12 protein-coding genes and 1 riboswitch are annotated in these 20,384 nt (G+C 36.5%); of the genes, 11 read left to right on the forward strand and 1 reads right to left on the reverse strand.

The window, feature by feature from the left end; genetic code table 11:
* Positions 1-4 precede the first annotated feature (4 nt).
* Positions 5-80, forward strand: a riboswitch (cyclic di-GMP riboswitch).
* Positions 81-376: 296 nt separating this feature from the next.
* The 10 genes from RR062_04740 (at position 377) to RR062_04785 (ending at position 17,022) form a co-directional block, all read left to right on the forward strand.
* A complete protein-coding gene (locus RR062_04740) occupies positions 377-5,347 on the forward strand; it encodes a leucine-rich repeat domain-containing protein (protein MEG2027015.1) in 4,971 nt (1,656 codons plus the stop codon).
* On the forward strand, positions 5,347-8,676 hold the full coding sequence (locus RR062_04745) for a hypothetical protein (protein ID MEG2027016.1): 3,330 nt from the start codon (positions 5,347-5,349) through the stop codon (positions 8,674-8,676). The genes RR062_04740 and RR062_04745 overlap by 1 nt, the downstream gene beginning before the upstream one ends.
* An 84-nt stretch (positions 8,677-8,760) precedes the next feature.
* Positions 8,761-9,573: a hypothetical protein gene (locus tag RR062_04750; GenBank protein MEG2027017.1), complete on the forward strand. Its 813-nt coding sequence runs from the start codon at positions 8,761-8,763 to the stop codon at positions 9,571-9,573.
* A gap of 11 nt (positions 9,574-9,584) precedes the next feature.
* Positions 9,585-10,418, forward strand: a complete 834-nt coding sequence (locus RR062_04755) for a hypothetical protein (protein MEG2027018.1) — start codon at positions 9,585-9,587, stop codon at positions 10,416-10,418.
* 57 nt (positions 10,419-10,475) lie between these two features.
* Complete coding sequence (locus RR062_04760) at positions 10,476-11,000, forward strand: DNA topology modulation protein (protein ID MEG2027019.1); 525 nt, start codon at positions 10,476-10,478, stop codon at positions 10,998-11,000.
* Between the two features lie 84 nt (positions 11,001-11,084).
* A complete protein-coding gene (locus tag RR062_04765; GenBank protein MEG2027020.1) occupies positions 11,085-11,744 on the forward strand; it encodes an HAD-IA family hydrolase in 660 nt (219 codons plus the stop codon).
* Positions 11,745-11,955: 211 nt separating this feature from the next.
* On the forward strand, positions 11,956-13,752 hold the full coding sequence (locus tag RR062_04770) for an ABC transporter ATP-binding protein (protein ID MEG2027021.1): 1,797 nt from the start codon (positions 11,956-11,958) through the stop codon (positions 13,750-13,752).
* Positions 13,749-15,635, forward strand: coding sequence for an ABC transporter ATP-binding protein (locus RR062_04775; GenBank protein ID MEG2027022.1), 1,887 nt, complete (start codon positions 13,749-13,751; stop codon positions 15,633-15,635). Before RR062_04770 ends, RR062_04775 begins: the two co-directional genes overlap by 4 nt.
* Positions 15,636-15,658: 23 nt before the next feature.
* Complete coding sequence (locus RR062_04780) at positions 15,659-15,922, forward strand: metal-sensing transcriptional repressor (protein MEG2027023.1); 264 nt, start codon at positions 15,659-15,661, stop codon at positions 15,920-15,922.
* A gap of 92 nt (positions 15,923-16,014) precedes the next feature.
* Positions 16,015-17,022, forward strand: coding sequence for an alpha-L-fucosidase (locus tag RR062_04785; GenBank protein MEG2027024.1), 1,008 nt, complete (start codon positions 16,015-16,017; stop codon positions 17,020-17,022).
* Positions 17,023-17,044: 22 nt separating this feature from the next.
* Here the strand turns inward: RR062_04785 and RR062_04790 are convergent, their stop codons facing one another.
* The gene (locus RR062_04790; GenBank protein ID MEG2027025.1) at positions 17,045-19,510 is read right to left on the reverse strand and encodes a transglutaminase-like domain-containing protein; all 2,466 of its coding nucleotides are present in this window, start codon (positions 19,508-19,510) and stop codon (positions 17,045-17,047) included.
* 142 nt (positions 19,511-19,652) lie between these two features.
* Here RR062_04790 and RR062_04795 point away from each other — a divergent pair, with 142 nt between their 5' ends.
* On the forward strand, positions 19,653-20,381 hold the full coding sequence (locus RR062_04795) for a copper homeostasis protein CutC (protein ID MEG2027026.1): 729 nt from the start codon (positions 19,653-19,655) through the stop codon (positions 20,379-20,381).
* Positions 20,382-20,384 lie beyond the last annotated feature (3 nt).

Here is a 20,384-nt window from a genome sequence, read left to right on the forward strand (position 1 = left end):
TCAAAAGAGTTAAAAGCAAAGCTATCGCAAGGTAGCGACGCAAAGCTATAGGGTCTTGCAAAAGACAGCCAGTTGCCGTTATAACTAGTGTTATATCGGCATTTGTTTTTTAGTGAGATAGCCAGTTGCCGTTATAACAAAAAAGTTATATCGGCTATTTTTTTAATAAAAATTAATAATACCGTTAAATAAGCAAAATAAGAACAAAAATGTGAAAAACTAAGATTTAAATTAAAAAAAGTAAATATTTACTAATAAAAATATAAATAACTCATAAAAAAATGATATAATTATAAATAGTCTTGATGTAAAAAGTAGCAAAATTGAAGTAGCAATAAGACGCAACGCTTAAAATTAAGCAAAGGTAAAACTTTAATTGAAAAGTAGCAAAAGAAACTTAATATCTTTATGTTTAGCCGTTGTAATGCTGTCGCTAGCAGTATCGGCTTGTTTTGCCGTCTTGTTTTCTTCTAGCGCTTCAATCGGCGGAGATGTTCTCAACCACAATTTAGGTTCGTCGGCAACTTCTTTTAGCGCCTCGCACACCGCCACCGATTTAGTGTTTACAAGTCCCGGAGATTTTGGCGAGGTGACGCTAGCGCTAAACAACTCTTCTAGCGGAATTTATCACTATTACTTCGGCATAGCTCTACTTGCTACGCCTACGCCCGGTTTAGAGAATGCTATTATGGTATACTTTGACGGACAGTTTATAGGCACATTAGGCGCTTTATGCGGTAACGGAGAAAGCAAGGTCGACAATGGTTTGTATATCTTATCGGGTAGCGTTTCTACTCCGCAAACACAAACGCACAAACTTAAATTTGAATTACATATCGGCGCAAAAGCGTCATATTTTTCCAGTAAGACCTGCAAAATAAACGTAATCAGTTACGCCGAAACGACCGATGCTCAAAAAGTGTCGGTTATCAAGAACGAGAGCGAGTTAGACAAAGTAATTGACGATATTAACTACTCTAACGTTTCGGGTAGGACAATTATTCTAGCTAACAATATAACTCTAACTAAAAATCATACTATTAGCAAGCCTTGCGTAATAGATTTGCGTGGTTGCGAATTAAATTTTTCTAATTTTAATATTTATCTTACGCAAAGTGGTGTTGTTAAATTATTAAGCAGTAAAGAAATTTCACCGCTTACGACTGGTACGGGCAAATTTATACTAAATAGTCTTGGTTCGACGCTTGACATAGGTCTATCGGCTAGCCTATATAGCCAAAAGGTAGATATTAGTTTGCTCAATGGCGTTAGACAGTTTGACAAACAAGCAAGCTACGACATAATTAATCATAATTTTAACAAAAAACTTGGTTCGGGGTTAGCTTCCGGGCAAAGCGTAAATTTATTTGATGGTATGAGCTACCTAGTTGACTGCGGTGACATAGAAATTATCGCTCAAACCGACGACTATACGTATAATGCCAATACAAAAACAATTACGGCAAAGTTGGTAGTTAATTCGATTAATACTTATGTAACCTTAGGCGGACAAAAAATTGCCTTTAAAATAATAGGTTCGGGCGAGGACGTTTTCCAAAGCATAATCAACAACGAACTTAAACATATTCCAAATAAAACTACTCAAAACGGGGTTGAAAGTTATCCCGATATCACCTACGATTTGTATTTGCCCACTTCAATTAAGAGCAAAAATGCTACTATAAAATGGCATAGCAGTAACCAAGATTTAATTGCAAACGATGGTAAAATTGGCAAATTCTCGCAAGGAAAAGCAAGTTTAATAGCCGAAATTAAAATTAACTCTAAAATATATACCAAAGAATATTCTTTTAACATTGTAAAACAAAATAATAAAATGAAGTTTGACTATCTTTTGGCATTACTCAACCCTATAACGCTAGCGGAAATTTATCCTGCGCCAAATTCGGTTGTTAACTTGCCAGTAGTAGATGACGCAAGTCCGCACGACTATAAAAATAAGACCGGCGGTAAAGATTTAGGGTTAACTAAGTTAGAATACACCGTCGACCCTGCGTATTATTATCTTGTTTGCGACGACAGAGATAATAGCGGTCACGCAAACGACGTATATTTAAACGAGGCAACTTTCCAAGTGTACGCTCAAATTAAGGTTAAGGGTTATTTTAGTCCTACCGAACCCCCCTATGAGGGCAACTTAGGCGTAGAGATTAAGTTAGGCAGTAACACGGATTTGCAGAATATTGTTTTTGAGTACATACAACAATATTTAACAGGCGTTGATGTTCTTCAACAAATCATAGATACTCGTATAATGAGCGGAATGGATAAAGAGTCTGGCAATTTTAACGTACCGACTAGTTATCTTGGTTTTAATATCGAATATTCTCAACCGATTATAAAGACAAAATTACAAAAAATTGTAGACACTTATAATTCTGCTGACATGATATACCCTAAGCTAATTGAATGGGCGACGGGAAAAAGTTTGGCAAGAGCGGATACAATTTATCCCGGTTTTGATACTACGACGGGGGCGTGCGTTGCCGACGGCGAGGCGACAATTTCTCAGCCCGAAGCGCAAGCCATAACTATGTATGCAAGCAAAAAAGAGTATATCGACTATATTGGCGAATGGGAAAAATATATCAACAACTCTAACAGAGATATTAACAAAGATTTATCCTATGGCATAATCAAGTCCATAGACTTAAATGGCTCGACTTGCGCAATTAATATCGACCTTACAAAACTTGCAAGTACGGATAAACAAATTCCTGTTGACGTAACGATTTATATGCCTAGCGCCCCTGCAAGCAGAGAGGTAAGGGAGCTTCACTTTACCGTTCCGGGCGCAATTCATAATGATTTGGCTGGTTTTGCCGACAAGGAAGTGTTCTATTCGGTAAAAATGCAAGTTTGGCAACAGCTACCACAAAACGAACTGATGGGGCTTGCAATCGACACTGTAAACGGTCAAGCAACTATCGACACAACTGGCAAATGGAACTACATTCTACTTAGAGATATTAACTTTTGCGACAATCTAGTCTTTGAGAATGGTTCTGCCTCGCAAAGATTGCTAGCGCTATTAGGTTGGGCGGCGGCAACAAATAACAACGGGCAAATGATTAAAGATGCAATTACTATTGATGTTTCGCAAGGCTCGACAGACTCGCTACGCAGTGTTGCAAACAAGCAATCTAACGGACGAGTAGATATTTCTAGCGAAGAAAAATCTGTAATAGACGCTTTTTTCGCAGGCGATGCCGGGTTTTCAAGTATATGGTCGCAAGCTATTAATTCCGGCACGACTTGGAAGCCAAATGGTAGGGCAAATGCTCTTTTAGACGTTAAATTATTTGTAAATCAACTTAACAATTTAAACTATGCATTCCCAGGGGAAAACCCAGAAAACTTTGCAACTTATTTAGGTTGGGCTTCGTCGAATAACCCTGCTATTACGGGTGTTGACGGCTCGTTGGCAGATAATTATTGGCGTATTTATCACTCTTCTTCGGGAAGCGCTCTTCACGACTCAAATGCTAAAATATCTTTAAACGAAGCCGGAACTATAAAACACGCTTATACTCAACTTGGTTATAAAGAGTTTAGCAAGGCTTGGGACAATGCGCTACTTGCTCTTAATTTAAACCCAGATGGCTTTTATGCCAAAGACAATGGAACATATCCAAATAAAGCTACGCAAGCGGATATGGACAGCTTGATTACAAATGGCGCAAGCAACAAAGATAAGATGTTTTGTTATACCGGCGAAACTACGGCAAATTATGTTCACAATAGGGTCTATAAACTTGTAGCAAGCGGAACAACTTACATCTTTAAAAACACAAATTACACAATGAAAAATGTGCTTGAAGAGACCATAGTAGCCCAGATTAAAAAAATTATTCTTAATACTTGGGAGGCTGTTTCTAATTGGGCTGAAAGTGATACTGCTCCGCATACTGTCGGCATAGATTATTTACCTAGCGATATCAAAATTCTTAATTCGGACGGTAAGTCTACCTTTTCTGCCGATGAAATAAGAGTTATCAAGTCTTTCTTTGAGACTGTCTTGCCGACAAATTTACCTACCCCAGTTATTAGCTCGATTAACCCAATAACAAACAATACCGCCAAAGTTGACGTATTTACAAACACCGGAATTAACGACATCTATGTCTACTGGAATAGCAAACATACCGATAGTTCTACTACGACTATGTTGAGTAAAGAAAATATGGTTTCAAGCGGTATAGGCGTAATTCTTAGCAGGGCTACTAAACATCAAGTAGGCAGTTTGTATTTGTACACAGGGCTAACATCGTCTCAATATATTAATAATACTATCTATGAGCTTACTTATCGCAACTCAACTTACGCCTTTGTGGCTAGAACGGATATTATACGATTAAATTCCGCAGACGAACTTACAAACGTTCTCAAAGGCGCTGACGCTACAACCATTGGCAAGACCTACTTATACACAGGCGTTTCTACCCCAAGTTATATACACAATGTGACTTACATAGTAAGTTACAATAAAGAAACTAATAAGTATAGTTTTGTCGTAGATACTAGGGTATGTGAAACTTATGCAAATGAGAAGAAACCGCTTTACTATGCTTATGTTGCAAGTTTAGACCGTTCGACCTATGGTCTTAATGAATTTACTAGTCTTAAAGAACTATATGTTTATGGTTCTGCAAGCCCAGTTACACCTATATTTACTTCGGTGTCAACTGCGTCGGCATTTTTCAATAAATTGACAATCTATAACCACGAATTAACCAAGTTAGTTTTACAAAATTGTTCGCTTGACAATATTTCAAGTATTGCAACACTAAAATATCTAACCCACCTTGATTTATTTGGCAACGCTAAGTTGACCGATATCACTCCAATAAACAAACTAATCGTAGCAAATTTAAATTTTGTTGACGTAAGCAATACAAATATCAATATGGGCTACTCGGCGACAACGCTGTCTAATATATATTATAGCTATAAAAAGGCGCACAACGTAGACCCGGCTATTTGGTATACTTTAAGCAATGTAAGAACGCAGTATATTCCTACTTTAACGATGGAACAGCAGACAATACTTGATTATTTGTATAGATTAAAAGAAATTAATACAATCACGACTAAATATTTACAACTTACAACTAAGGTTGTAGTAACTTCTACGCTTTCTTATGATATAACTTGGACGATTGTTTCGGGCGCTAATGTTGAATTACTAACCCTTGCAAACGGCGCTAAACAGATTAAGAATAATAGCTTTGGTACGGGTAACCCTTCAAATGCAGTAATTAGGGCAAGTATCACCGTAGGCGGAGTAACGTTTAGTAGAGACTTTGAGGTAAAATTAGGAAGTTAATGAAAACTAAGACCATTACAATAATATCTATAATTTTAGCGGTATGTATGCTTATTGCAGTAAGCATACCTATTGCTTACGCTTATTTTAAGTCGATTAAAGACTTACCCGACGCACAACGCCCATCGTTTGGTCTTGACGAACTAGGCAATAAAACTATTTCTATCGCCGACGAAACAGCGTTATTTATAAATTCGCAAGACAATATTTATAATAACAACAACATAATAAGCGACCCTACAAAAGCTAGATTTACCCTTAAATTAACAAATAATATAACCCTAAATAACGATTTATTCGTAACCGCTGACTGTCATATAGACCTAGGCGGATTTACAATATTCTTAAATGGTCACACAATCACAATTATGCACGGTTATGCAGGTTCTTTTGTAATTACAAACGGCAGTTTTACTCCAACTAGCTTAACCGACAAGTTATACATAGATACTCCAAACGCAGTAGTCATTACCGACGTTGCCTTTAAATCAGGAACGACGGTTTACAATAATGCCGATTATATAGTAGTTAAAGCCGTAGATAACAATTTAGTAGCCTACAATATTTTTTACGAAATATCTAATATTTTAAGCAATGGCAAACAAGCAAATGTTTCTAGATTTGATTATGGCGACATAAAGAGTTACTTTGATAAAGATACCAATGGCGACGGAATTAAGGACAATCTTGATTTTAGCAAGGTTACCTTTGGCAACGCCAAACACAGTTCTTGTAGTTTTTGTCAAGCCAATCAACCTCACCACTGCTACTATGTAAGTCAAAATGTTGATTTGCCTCTATATTACTATTGTTACAAAGTGGAAATTAAATATACAAGCGATAACAACGGCGTAATAGATAGTTTTGGCAGAGTTAGCCCTAAGCAAAATGCGGTTACTAACGTTGCTTTTACCGCAACTTTAAATTATGAGGGCAACAGTCTAAGTTTTGCAAGCAAGACCTTTGATTTGCATATAGTGCATAACGCCGACGACGCAAATAAAGTTAAGGTAGCAAATACCTTGTTACTTGATTACCTTGAAAAATACTATATAGAAAGGGATAATGATAACAATGGTTCGATAGATTGGACGGGCTATTCTTTTTCCGGCGAACTTAATATTCCTAAGACCGATTTATTTAGCGGTGCGATTTACGGATACCAAACTTATGACGGTTCGGCACAGCCTACACTGCTTGACGACACCGCTAATATTACTAGCGGAATAACTTCGGTTGGACATTTTAGAGAAAGCTCGACAAATATGTACAACTTTGTTATTAATCAAAATATCAAACGTATTAAGTTTAGCGTAAAGTGTAATGGCGCTACGGCAACCTCGCCCTTACTTAACGTTGAAGGTAACGTTTCGCAAAGCGTACAAGATAACTATACGGTTGCGCAAGGCATATCGAGCGCTTGGTATGGCGGTAAAATACAAATAACTAACGCAAATTCTGGCGACCCTAACGCCTTAAACGGATACACTACTAAGCCACTATTTAAAGATGTTTCGGCTTATGCCGATAAAAACGTAACTAGCGTTACCTATGAGCTTGTAAATAATATTGACGACGTTTATAATATTGACGACGTTACGCCAAATCAACGCTTGCACGTTAAACTAGGCAGAAATCCTAACAACCTACAATCTGTGTTTTTAAAAATGACGTTTGCATTTAGTCTGGGGACAAATCTAGTAGATATTTCTATACCTATTGAGTACGTAAGCAATAGCGAAGACGGCAACACGCAAATACACCCCTTCTTGCCTTATTATACTTATTTCAATCGTGTCGCAGATTCCTTAGCCGGTAAAGTTACGACAAATTCTTTTGAGATGCCGTTAAGTTATCCTACTGGTAGCCCGATTATTTGTTTTGACATAACAGGCGACCTTAACAATGCAATTACCTTGCAACTCTACTACGACGGCGTAGCGCATACTCTATTGCTAGGCGGACACATTAGTTATGTCGAGGCCTTTGACGCTTACTTAGCTAGCGCTAATTTAACGCTTGAACAATTACTCAAAAAGGCTGATAAAAAGTGGATTATCAACATCAACACTGACTTAATAGGCAAAACCGATAATTTAATTGAGCTTAAATATAATTATAAGTTTGGCGTGCAAACGGCTAACGGTCACATTTATCCTACTACTTTATTGTGGGAAAAATACTCCGCTACCACAACGTTTACTTTGCCGGGTATACTTAGAGCCGTTTTAAAAGACGGTAGTATAGATTCTTTGGGAATGCCCGACTTAAATTTATATAAGTGGACGTATGACAACTTTACAATTTATAACGACAAATATAGCTTTACAAGCGATAAAAATGTTAAGTTTATAAGAACTTCTTGGCTTATGGTTGACAAACCTTTTAATAATACTAAAAATATTCTTAATATTGAAAATTATCAAGGTATAGAGTACTTAAAAGGTAGCAAGGTTGTTAGGCTTAGCGAAGCCTTAACCAATCTTACAATGGATAAAAACTTGACTATACTCGAACATCTTTCGGGTATGGCGTCGCTTGAAGAATTGTACCTAGATAACAACGCTTTGTATGACAGTTTGCCCGCGCCGCTTCCACCAAGTACAACTCAAAGCGGTACTAACGGTCTTCCCGAAACCGCCGACAACAAACTTCTAGCCAAGCTAGTTACACTGACTAAGTTAAAGCTACTTGACATTTCAAACAATAAGATATATAGATTTAACGACCTAGAACGGATACCTTCGCTAGAAATTATATATATTTACAACAACACGCATAAATCTAATGTTATAATTAAAAATACCGATGGAACTCTCGCCGATAAACAATATACCGACGCCATCAATACATATTTTACCAACGTAGCAAATTCGTTATATGGTTCTGTCGGCGCAACAAATATGTCTACATTTATGAAGTTATATTCGGTCAACGGAACAAAAATCTATAACATCAACGCAACTTCGCCTTATACCGGGGTAAAATCGACAAGCGGTTATGACGGTATGTTTGATATTGAGTATCAAGATAGATTGGCAAGCGGTATTGATATCGGCAATATTTACAATATGTTTAGCACTAATTATCTTGACTACAATATTACTTTTCCAAATGCAGGCGAAGGCTATACCGATATTGCAAATCACCCTCCAACTATTAAATTTGCCCCTGTTGGAGATAAACTTACGGCGACGAGCTTTACTATGACTTTAACATTTACGGTCAAACAACCTTATATGAACCAACTTCCCGGAGGCGGTCAAGAAAGGCTATTTATATTGTACGATATAACCGTAGTGGCGACATTTGAGGTTACAAGAATTTAATATAAGATAATATTAATTAGGCAAATTAAGGCAAAAATTGATTAAAACTATAACTACATTGATTAAATACAAGAAGGAAAAGTAATGAAAATAGGCAAATTTAAAATTCCAATGCAAAGTGTATACACGCTAATCGCATTATTTGCGAGTATGCTTATCCTTTGCGTTACGGTTTTTGCCTATGTTACAAACAGCACTAACGCTTCGGTTGGCAACATCAACCTAGAAGCAAGCACTGCGCAAATTGAAATAGCGCAAAATGGAATAACCATTATTAGAACAACCAAAGACGGCGCTAACGTCAAAGAGTCTTACTTTTACTATAAAAAAGATATCGACGGCAAATATTATGAAGTTAATAAGTTGGGCGAATGGATAACAGGCATCACTTTTGCTAAAAAACCTTTTAATATCAAGGGTTTGTTGCCTAACGAAACAGTAGATTTTATTATTCCTGTTTCCCGAGTAGGCGAGGCAATAGACTTAAATTATTCATTAGCTATAAATGACATTAGAGGTAGCGTATTTAAAGATTTAACAAATACTACCGAATATTCAATTCTAGGCGTATATAGAGTCAACCTTTTAGACGACAACCGTAAAGAACTTGACAAGAATGGCGCTTTAATACATCAATCCGACGGAAGCCTTAGACCGGGCTATAATGTTTTAACCGATAGTTACTGGTTAGATATCTATACCGACAATGTTGCTCCGCTAACTGACCTTTACCTATTTAATAACAAAGTTTGGAGCAAAAATAATAAAGATTTGACAATTAGATTTAGATTAACGCTTGACACTACGCAAATAAGCAAAATGCAGTTAACCAACGTTTTGTCAGAAAAAGAATTCTCAATCGGTAGCATATTTATTTATGCCGAACCTACCAAATAAACGAGGGAAAAGTGATAAAAACCAAAGTTGTTCTCAGCTTAATAAGCATTATAACGATTGTTTGTCTTTTGGCAAGCGCAGTTTTTGCTTGGTTTGTTATTAGCGACCAAATTAACAGCGTTTCAATTAAAATTGCTAAGATTGACTCGCTAATTTCTTTATTCGAGGGGCTTGATTTTAACCGTGACGGCACGCTAGACAGGGGCAATTACCTGGGCGAAGACCCAGCCTCAGTGCCTAGACACGAGATGTATAGCATTCTGGGAAGTCCTATACCTGCGTTAAGTAACGACGAAGCCAGTATCGATATGAATATGTCGATAACCGACCTTATTCCTACCCAAAAGTTTACATATAAGCTACACATTGTAAACAACTCCGAAGCTAGTAATATTATGCGGTTGTCTTTTATAGGCTATGTCGCCAGCTATTTCAAAAATAATTTAGGTAGCGCCCTATATACCGGCGCGCAGTTTGACAACTTTATTAATTATATCAAGGCTTTAAGCATAGAGATTAAACAACTTGACGACAACGGACAAATAATTCTAGGTAGCTTAAAAAAAATATATCTTGCAGATTTAATATTTACGTCAAATGGCGAGGATAGAAATACCGAGTTTAATTTAGTTGAGAATATCCAAATCGATAGTATGCTAAGCTCGAATAACGATAATGACGCCGACATAGTTATAGTAGTTCAATTAGAAACCCTAGAAATGCTTACAAAACCTAAAAATCAAGGCGGAGCAGGCATAACTATGACCGAACAAGCCTATCAATCGCTACAAGGCAAGCAATACGTATTGCCATTACTGAGAGTTTACCTAGAAATTCCCGGTTAAAGTCATTATAGCTAATAGTTGTTTGAGAGTTAAAATTTGTTATAAGGAAATTATATAGTGAAAATAAGTATAATTGGTTATAGCGGTTCGGGCAAATCTACCCTTGCAAGCCAACTTGCTATTATTTACGATATTAAGTGTTTGCATTTAGATACCGTAAGATTTTTACCTAACTGGGTAGAGAGGCAAAGTCAAGACGAACGTCAAATTGTCTTTGACTTTTTGCAAACTAATTCTAGTTGGATAATTGACGGCAATTATCAAAGTTTATATCGTCAGGAACGGCTAGAACAAAGCGATTGCATAATTTTTCTTAACTTCAATCGTTTTTCGTGCTTGTATAGAGCTTGCAAAAGATATAATAAATACAAGAATATTTCTCGCCCTAGTATAACAATTGGGTGTAAGGAAAAATTTGACAAAGAATTTTTCCTGTGGATAATGCGTGACGGCAGAACAAAAAACCGTAAAAATGACTATAAAGCAATAATCAATAAGTATAAGGAAAAAGTTGTTGTCTTGACAAACCAAAGGCAACTAGATAAATATGTGGCTAAGGTTAAAAGCAATATTGTCTTTTGAAAGATGTTTAAAATTGCAATTAGATAAATAATATGGCGACAATAATTACTAATTAAGAGATGTTAAGTTGCCTAAAAGGAAATAATGAAAGGGATTAAAGCTGTAATATTCGACCTTGACGGCACGCTAACATATACGCTTCAAGACTTAACCGACGCTGTAAATTATGCGTTAGCTTACTTAGGTTATAAGCTTCGTGCTCTTGACGAAGTAAGAGGTTTTGTCGGCGACGGCATTAGAAAGCTTGTCGAGAGGGCTTTACCGCAAAATTGCGACCAAGATGTATTAGATAACTGTTACAAAAAGACTATGGAATATTATGTCGTTCACTCAACCGACCATACCGTCCCTTACGAAAATATGGTTGAACTTCTTACCGAGCTTAATGCAAACGGTATTAAGGTCGGCGTAGTTACTAACAAGGTAATCGGGCAAGCAAACGAAATAGTTAGGCGGTTTTTTGACGACAGCGTAAGTTACATTAGCGGAGACGACGGCGTCACCAAACTTAAACCTAGTAGCGAGGGGGTAGAGAAATGCTTGAAATTTTTCTCGGTCTTGCCCGAAGAAATATACTACGTAGGAGATGGAGCGCAAGACGCTAAGACGGCTACAAATGCAAATGCGGACTTTATATACGTATCGTGGGGCTATGGTCAGCCCGAAAGCCTTAAAAATTATGATGTAAAGCATAGCGTAAGTAACGCCAAAGAATTGAGAGAAATTCTTTTAAACTGCAAATAAGTATTAAATAAGTATTTAAAAAAAATAGTAAAATGTTAATAATTTAGCAACGCAAAATACCTTTAATAGTAAAAATATTAAAGGTATTTTATTTATATAGCTAGCAAAAACAATCTTTTTATTGATAATATTGTATTGACAAACTTTGCAAAGGGTGGTAAATTTATATTGGATAACGTTACGCATAATGCTCAATTTTTTCAAGGACAAAATGGACAAGATTAAAAATATTACAAAAAAAGAAGGCGTCGCCGGTCTTTTAAAAAGCCCCTACATAAGAGGGTTTATAAAAAAGTATTTCATCAATTATTTGATAGGAATACTATTTTTAGTTTTAATAGATTTTCTACAAACCCGTATTCCAGTAATTATCGGGCGTATTTTCGACGGTCTTAAATTGAATACTATGCTTGGTAGCGAAATTACTACAAATTTAATTTGGATAGGTATTCTTGCTGTAATTATTGTTTCGGGTAGAGTTGCTTGGCGTTTCTTTATATTTGGCACGGCAAGAAAAATCGAGCGTGATATTCGTAACGACTTGTTTGCCCACCTTGAAGAATTATCGCTTAACTACTACCATCAACATAAGACAGGCGAGATAATGGCGTTTATCACCAACGACCTTGAAGCCGTAAGACAAGCTATGGGGCAAGGAATTATGATGGTATTTGATATATTCTTTTTGCTTGTGTTTATTTTGGCGCAGATGGTTAGTACTATCAGCTGGCAACTTACGGTAGCTTCGGTTATTCCACTGATAATTATAGCTATAATTACAAGGCTACTTGGACCAGTGCTATTTAAAAAATATGTCGCAAGGCAAGAGGCCTTTGCAAAGATTAGCGACTTTGTGCAAGAAGATATGTCGGGCATTAAAGTAATTAAAGCTTTTGTTCAACAAGATAAAGAAATTGAAGCTTTTAAAGAAGTTAATAAATCTTATTTTAAAAATAATATCAATTTATTTAAGACGCAAGCTCTTATGGACCCGCTTATGAATGTTATTTCTGGGCTTTCGTTTGCAATCGCTATTGGTTACGGCGGATATTTGGCAGTTAACTCTACAATTTCGCTTGGCGACTATACGGTATTTATTCAATTTTTAGGTATGCTTGTTTGGCCTATGATGGCGGTAGGTATGTCAATCAATATGATTACTTTGGGTTCGGCTTCGCTTAAACGTATTGAGAGTATTCTTTACGCAAAGCCCGAGATTGTCGATAGCCCAAACGCAACTGCGCCCGAACAATTCGTTGGTAGTATTGAAGTTAAGAATTTAACATATAGTTATCCCGAAAATGACACTGTTGTGCTTAAAAATATCTCTTTTGAGGTAAAAGCCGGGCAAACGCTAGGCATAGTCGGTAGAACCGGCTGTGGCAAGACTACGCTTATGAACTTAATGGTAAGGCTCTACGAGCCTAGTAGCAATACTATATTTATTAGCGGTAAAGATATTCTCGATATGCCCTTAAAGGTATTAAGGGGTAACATCGGTTATGTTCCGCAAGATAATTTTCTTTTTTCTAACACAATCAAAAACAACGTTGACTTTGTAGACGGACAAAAAACTATGGAAGAAGTAATTGGCGCTACCGAGTTTTCTTGCGTACACGACAATATTGTCGAATTTACGCAAGGCTACGAAACAATAGTTGGCGAACGTGGTGTAACGCTTTCGGGCGGACAAAAACAAAGAATTTCTATTTCTCGTGCTTACATCAACAGCCCCGAGATACTTATTCTTGACGACTCGGTTTCGGCAGTCGATACCGATACAGAAGAAAAAATACTAGAAAATATTGCAAAATTCCGCAAAAATAAAACTAATATAATTATTGCGCACAGACTGTCTGCGTTACAAAATGCCGATAACATAATCGTAATAGACCAAGGCGAGATTGTAGAACAAGGTACGCATAAACAGCTTATTAAAAATAAAGGACTATACTATTCTTTGCATAAGAAGCAACAACTAGAAAAGATGATAGACGAGCAAGAATGATTAAAAGTGAAACAAAAGTTAAATTAAGTAAAAAAACATTAGGTAGATTACTAAAATACGCCTTGCCTTACACTTGGCTATTTGTTATCGCCGTTATATTTGTTATAGCGCTTGTGTTGCTAAGCCTATATCAACCTATATTGATAGGTAAAGCGACCGATATCGTAGCCGAAAACTACGGCAATTATACGCCCGAAGTCGGTAAGGGAATTATTATTCTCGTGCTTAAATATTTAGGTTGCGTTTTACTTGCTTTTGGAGTGTCTTACGCTCAAAGTCTTGTACTTGCCTACATAGGGCAAAGGGTAATTTATTCTATTAGACTTGACGTGTTTAAACATTTGCATAAATTGTCAATCAATTATTTTAACAACAATCCAATCGGTCGAATAGTGACAAGGGCAACAAATGACGTAGAAACGCTAAGCGAGATGTACACAAATGTTATTGTCAATATGTTGCGTAGCGTAGCAACGTTAATCGGCATAATTGTTACGATGTTAAGTTTTAGCGTAAGATTATCGCTCTTAACCTTTACGACTTTGCCATTTATAATTATCTTGACCTTGATATTTACAAGTTTTAGCAAACGCAATCACCGTAAAATTCGCATTAAGTTATCCGCCCTAAATTCTTTTATAGCCGAGCATATTTCGGGTATGAAGTTAGTTCAGTTATTTACTGTTGAGAATAAAACTCTTGACAACTTTAAACAACGTAGCGAAGAATTAAAGCGTAGTCATATTAAGCAAATAATGACTCACTCAATGTTTGGACCTACGGTTTATTTGCTAAATATATTCGCTACTATTTTGTTAATTTGGTTTGGCAGTCAAATGTATATGGAAGGTGTTATTACTATCGGCACGATTGTAGTTTTCCAAAGATATATCGGTAGATTTTTTGACCCTATACAAGAATTTGCCGAGCAACTTGACGTTATGCAATCGGCGGCGGCTTCGGCGGAAAGAATATTTGGTTTGCTTGACGAATCGCCCGACATACAGAATAGTCCTGACGCAATTACGCTTGGAGATATTAAGGGCGAGATAGAGTTTAAGAACGTTTGGTTTGCCTACGAAGCCGATAATTGGATACTTAAAGATGTTTCGTTTAAGGTTAGCCCGGGTCAAAACGTTGCTTTTGTGGGCGCAACCGGCGCAGGCAAAACAACAATACAAAGTTTAATTAGTCGTTATTACGATATTCAAAAGGGGCAAATTCTTTTTGACGGCATAGATATTAAAGAAATTGCGGTTGACAGCCTGCGTATAAACGTAGGGCAAATGCTACAAGACGTCTTTTTGTTTACCGGCGACATCAAGGGCAATATTAGACTTAGAAACGATAATATAACCGACGAAGAAATACTTGCGTCGGCAAAATATGTCAACGCCGATACTTTTATATCTAAATTAAAGCAGGGCTATGACGAACCAGTCTACGAGGGCGGTTCTTCGCTGTCTTCTGGGCAAAGGCAATTACTTTCTTTTGCAAGAACGCTTGCCTACAAACCCAAAGTTTTAATACTTGACGAAGCAACGGCAAATATTGATACCGAAACCGAAATATTAATACAAGATGCGCTTGGTAAGATTATGGAAGGCAGAACAACTTTAATTGTGGCTCACAGGTTGTCTACCATACAAAATTGCGACAACATCATAGTTTTGCATAAGGGCAAGGTGGTCGAACAAGGTACTCACCAACAACTTCTTAAACAAAAGGGTATGTATTACAAATTGTATAAGTTGCAGTACGAACATACTCCTAGTATAAGTCTAGAAGACAACAGTCAAGAGCAAGAGCAAGTAAATATGCAAGATGAAAATTATCAACCGCCGATAGATTTAACCGACTACAAAAATAAACCTATCGCTTAAAAATTATTAAGGGAGGTAGCTTTATGCACGACTTAGACAATAACAAGGCGTTAGTCAATAGAATTAATCGTATAAATGGTCACTTGAATGCCGTAAAAACTATGATAGAAGAGAATCGAGAGTGTTGCGATATTCTTATACAAATATCAGCGGTTAAATCGGCGCTTAACGGTTTGAGCAAAGTCATACTTAAAGACCACCTAAGCCACTGTATAGTCGAGGCGATTGAGTGTGGCGACAACGGCAAGATAGAAGAACTTACGTCTACGATTGACAAAATTTTATAGCAAATATTGTTAAATTTAATTTGAGTATCTTTAAATTTTATAGATATCGATAAATTTATAATAAATATTGTTGGATATTTTAGTAGGTATTTATGAACAACCCAAATGACAGCTACTATAAGTGGTTTAAGGCAAAAAGAGGTATGTTTATCCACTTTGGCTTATATTCTTTGCTAGGCGGAGAGTACTTAGGCAAGCGGTGTAATTCTTATTGCGAGTGGATACAATCTTTTGCACGTATTCCAAACAAAATATTAGAGCAAATTGCAGGGGGTTTTGCCCCCTGTTTTGACGCCGACAGCATTGTTGCTTTTGCCAAAACTATCGGGTGCGAGTATATTGTATTTACGGCAAAACATCACGACGGCTTTGCTCTATTCAATTCATTTGACGCTTTTAACGTATGCAATACCCCATACAAGAAAGATATAATAGGCGAACTTGCTAGGGCTTGTCAAAAATATGGCGTAAGACTTGGACTATATTATTCGCAATTTATTGATTGGCATTGTCCTGACGGCGGGGGTTATTTAGAAGAAAAGGTAGGTTGCGCAGGTTCTTCTTGGGATAACGACTGGGATTACCCCGACCAAAGTAAAAAGAATTATAATATTTGTTTTGAACAAAAAATAATGCCACAAATTAAAGAAATTATGAGTAATTATGGGCAAATTAGTCTTGCTTGGTTTGATATGCCGTTACAAATGACGGCTAACCAAAGTAAGATAATCTATCAAACCGTTAAGAAATTGCAACCTAACTGTCTAGTAAATTCTCGACTAGGCGGTGGAAGCTACGATTATGTAAGCTTAGGCGACAACGAGATACCGCAAGACCTAAATGTAAATTCTTACGACGACAACGCAATAAACGGGTTAAAACCGAGCAAACTTGGGCTGTACGAATGCGCTTGCACGCTAAATAATACGTGGGGGTATTCTAAATTTGACAATAACTATCGCACAAGCCAACAAGTAGCCACGCTAAGCCAAAAGCTAGCCTGTTTGGGCGTAAATTATTTGATAAATGTTTCTCCAAATCAAGACGGAGCAATACCAAAAGAACAAAAAGAAATTCTTTTAAAAGCCTTTTGTAAATAAAATTTAATAAATTATTAAGTAATTAAACCTTTAAAACTTTAATTAAAAGGTCAACTAAGCCTACGTTGTAGTTTGCGTGAGCGTAACGACAAAGATTGTTTTTTGAGCAAAATACTAAGGGCAAGCGGTCTTCGCCTATGTTTGTTAAACGCCTTATATTTGTAAATTCTTGTTGTTCAAAGTGTGAAACAACCGTAAAATTATTAAATTCTTTTAACTTTGTTATTAAAGAATTGCTAGTATTAGCGTAAATTTTGACAAAGATATCTTCTTTAATTAAAATTTCTATATTTAAGATTAGTTCGGCAAGCAAATGCTTGCTAGGTTCGGTATTATCAACATAAGCGTAAATACAATTACGGCGAAAGTTTGCAAAATAGTTAGGTAGGGCTACGCTTTTAATTAGCTCCGCCGTTTTGTCGCAAATAGGTTTAACCGCAAAGTCGATTTGCGAATTAACGCAAGTTTTGACCGAAATAACGCCCGACAAAGAATCGTCAATTTGCCTAAACGCATAGCAAGCTAGATATGTTCCGTTAGAAACGCCGAATGTAGACGAATTTTCTTTGTCGGTTATATTTATAGCGCTTGTATCGTCAACCTTATTTATAGCGTTTAGCGGAGAGGCTACAAGAGAGTCAATAGGCAAATTAATATTTGTAAAATTGCCGTCTACAAATTTACTTATTGTAAAGTAATTAGAAAGTTCTAATTTGTCTTCATTTATAATTTTAATTTGACTTGTTTTGCTCTCGGCGAGGTCTATCGAAACAAATTCTTTTTGGTTAAAATATTCTATCGAAGCGTCAAGAGGGCTAAGCCTTGCGGGGATATTAATCGCTCGACATATTTGCACAAAGTATATTGGTAGAGCATACTTAGTAACAAGTTTGTATTTCAAAGCGTTTACAACGCTAGGACAAATTTTTGGGTTAACGTAACCACAATCTAAATAACTTCTAAGTAGGTTATATATTTCTTGCGGGGAAGAATTTTTAAATTTTTCTTGCAAAATCATTCTTACGGGATAAATCATTTCATAGTCGGCGTAAGGCGGTAAAACATATTTAATAAATAAGTCGCTTGGCTGTTTTGAGCTAAATTTAAATACGCTTGCGGTGTCTATTAAGGTTTCAAGAGTTATATCGCAAAAATCTTTATCCCTTAGGCTTGAAAGAAGGAGAAACTTTTGAGTATTGCTAAATTGAGGTAGCTCTACAAACTGTTGTATTGTGTTTGCGTTACCCACGGCTAAATCGTAGTAAAAGCTAAATTTGCTTTGCTTAGCTTTTTTGTGAGAAGTTCTAAGCGTTTTTGTAGCTTTGTCAAATTGCGCTAAATAGTTTTTACTTAGGTTTTGTTGAGAAATTAATCCATAAGGCGCAGGGACAAGTTCAAACGGCAAAGTCGTTAAAGGGGTTTCAAAATCTATTATATAATTATTTTCGTCAACTTTTTTAGATAGGCTGACAACACTACCAACCTTTGCCAAAAAGAAAACATCGCCTTCGCCTACATAAAATATTGCTTGACTATTTGGGTTAACCTTTTTAGTAAGTAAAATTTTAATTTGACAGTAGTTGACTAGGCACATATTAATTTTTACATCTATTTTTTGACTTATTAAGTCGGCTACGCTTGAATTTAATGACGATTGAACGTTATCGTCTTTATCGTCTTGCGCCTTAGGAAAATTTACTTTTACGGTAATTTTTCTTACTTTTGCGTACTTTTGCGTATTGTATTGCAAAGAATAAGTATCTTTTATTAATTTGTTAAACCTAAATTTTGGATAAGTCGCAAGTAACGCCCGAGTAGCGGTTGAAGCAAACCAACCGTAGTCAAGTTGTTCGGCGGGTTCGCAAGCGCCTAAAAACGACCATTTGCCATTTGCGTAGACCTCTACCCAAGCGTGATTGTCGTCACAATGCGACCAATAAGGGCAGTAGACTTGCCTTGACGGAACGCATAAACTCCGCAAAACCGAAACAAGCAGTACGGTTTCTTCGCCACAACGCCCAACTCCACGGACAATTACTGCTTTTGCCGAAGCGGTGCGTGAGTCGGTTGAAGCATATTCCGCCAAACTTGCGCAAAATAAATTAGCGTCTACAATAGTTTTGACAATGTTATTTGAGGTAGCCTTATCTTTAAGCAAATCAAAAAAAGTCGGCGAAAAAAGAACAAAATTTTCGTTATTTATTCTCAAAGGCAGTACAAAGTCAAAAAAGATGTCGCAAGGGATAGTTTTTGCGTAGTCAAAAGTATTATAGGCAAGTAAAATTGAATTTACGTGAGCGGCTAAGTCGGTAAAATTAATATCTAATAAGTCGGCAATAGTCAGTTGCGTTATAGCTTTTTTAAATAAAATTTTGCTTTCCGCATTAAGGTTAGCAAAATAAGACAGTATTTCTTGTGTTCTATAAGGAAAAGCTGACAAATACGCATTAAATTGTCTATCTATAAGATTAGAATATTCTTCAAACATTTTGTCCTCCGCTACATTAAAAATTGTATATTACATTTTTTATATTGTCAATAGGCTAAGCGTGTGGTAAAATAATTTTACGTAAGTAAAAGAAAAAATGATAATATTTATTGATAAAAGTTAAAAGGAAGTTTAAAAAAATATGAAAGTTGAAGTTTGTTGCGGAAGTTATGCCGACGCATATAATGCTTATTTAGGTGGAGCTAACAGGGTCGAGCTATGTAGTAGCTTGTTTTTCGGCGGGCTTACTCCTTCGCTTGCCACGCTTAGACTTACAAAACTTAACTTAAACTTAGAAACGGCAGTTATGCTTAGGGCTAGGCAAGCGGGCTTTTGTTATAGTAATATTGAACAATCGGTTATGCAAGAGGACGCAAGAATTTTTATCGATAATGGAGCAGACTCATTAGTGTTTGGTTTTCTCACCTCAAAAGGCGAGATTGACTTTGCTTCGACTAAAAAAATGGTTGATATTATAAACGGACGTTGCAAGTGCGTGTTTCACCGAGCCTACGACGCATCTATTTCTTCTGCCGAACAAGACGCCGTAAGACTTAAAGAAATTGGCATTGACCGAATTTTAACAAGCGGAAAAGCCGTAACCGCTCAACAAGGCAAGCAAACAATCAAGCGTCTAGTCGAGCTAAATTTGCTAGAAATTGTCGCTTGCGGAAAAATTAGAAAAGAAAATTTACAAGAAATTGTAAAATTTACAAATTGTTCTTACGTCCACATTTCAGCGTTTGAAGAGCGGTTTGATGCAAGCAATAATGGTCAAATTAAGTTTTGCAAAACTACTCTACCGCAAGAAAGTTCTTTTGACCTAGTTAGCGTAGAAAAAGTTAAAGAAATAGTCGAATTAACAAAATAAATT

It is taken from the genome of Clostridia bacterium (genome assembly GCA_036654455.1).
In the GTDB taxonomy this organism is placed as follows: domain Bacteria; phylum Bacillota; class Clostridia; order Christensenellales; family CAG-314; genus JAVVRZ01.

Excerpts from the sequence above, each read along its gene's own strand:
- RR062_04745 (MEG2027016.1), top strand. The coding sequence starts at position 5,347 with ATGAAAACTAAGACCATTACAATAATATCTATAATTTTAGCGGTATGT.
- RR062_04750 (MEG2027017.1), top strand. The coding sequence starts at position 8,761 with ATGAAAATAGGCAAATTTAAAATTCCAATGCAAAGTGTATACACGCTA.
- RR062_04765 (MEG2027020.1), top strand. The coding sequence starts at position 11,085 with ATGAAAGGGATTAAAGCTGTAATATTCGACCTTGACGGCACGCTAACA.
- RR062_04770 (MEG2027021.1), top strand. The coding sequence starts at position 11,956 with ATGGACAAGATTAAAAATATTACAAAAAAAGAAGGCGTCGCCGGTCTT.
- RR062_04775 (MEG2027022.1), top strand. The coding sequence starts at position 13,749 with ATGATTAAAAGTGAAACAAAAGTTAAATTAAGTAAAAAAACATTAGGT.
- RR062_04780 (MEG2027023.1), top strand. The coding sequence starts at position 15,659 with ATGCACGACTTAGACAATAACAAGGCGTTAGTCAATAGAATTAATCGT.
- RR062_04785 (MEG2027024.1), top strand. The coding sequence starts at position 16,015 with ATGAACAACCCAAATGACAGCTACTATAAGTGGTTTAAGGCAAAAAGA.
- RR062_04790 (MEG2027025.1), bottom strand. The coding sequence starts at position 19,510 with ATGTTTGAAGAATATTCTAATCTTATAGATAGACAATTTAATGCGTAT.
- RR062_04795 (MEG2027026.1), top strand. The coding sequence starts at position 19,653 with ATGAAAGTTGAAGTTTGTTGCGGAAGTTATGCCGACGCATATAATGCT.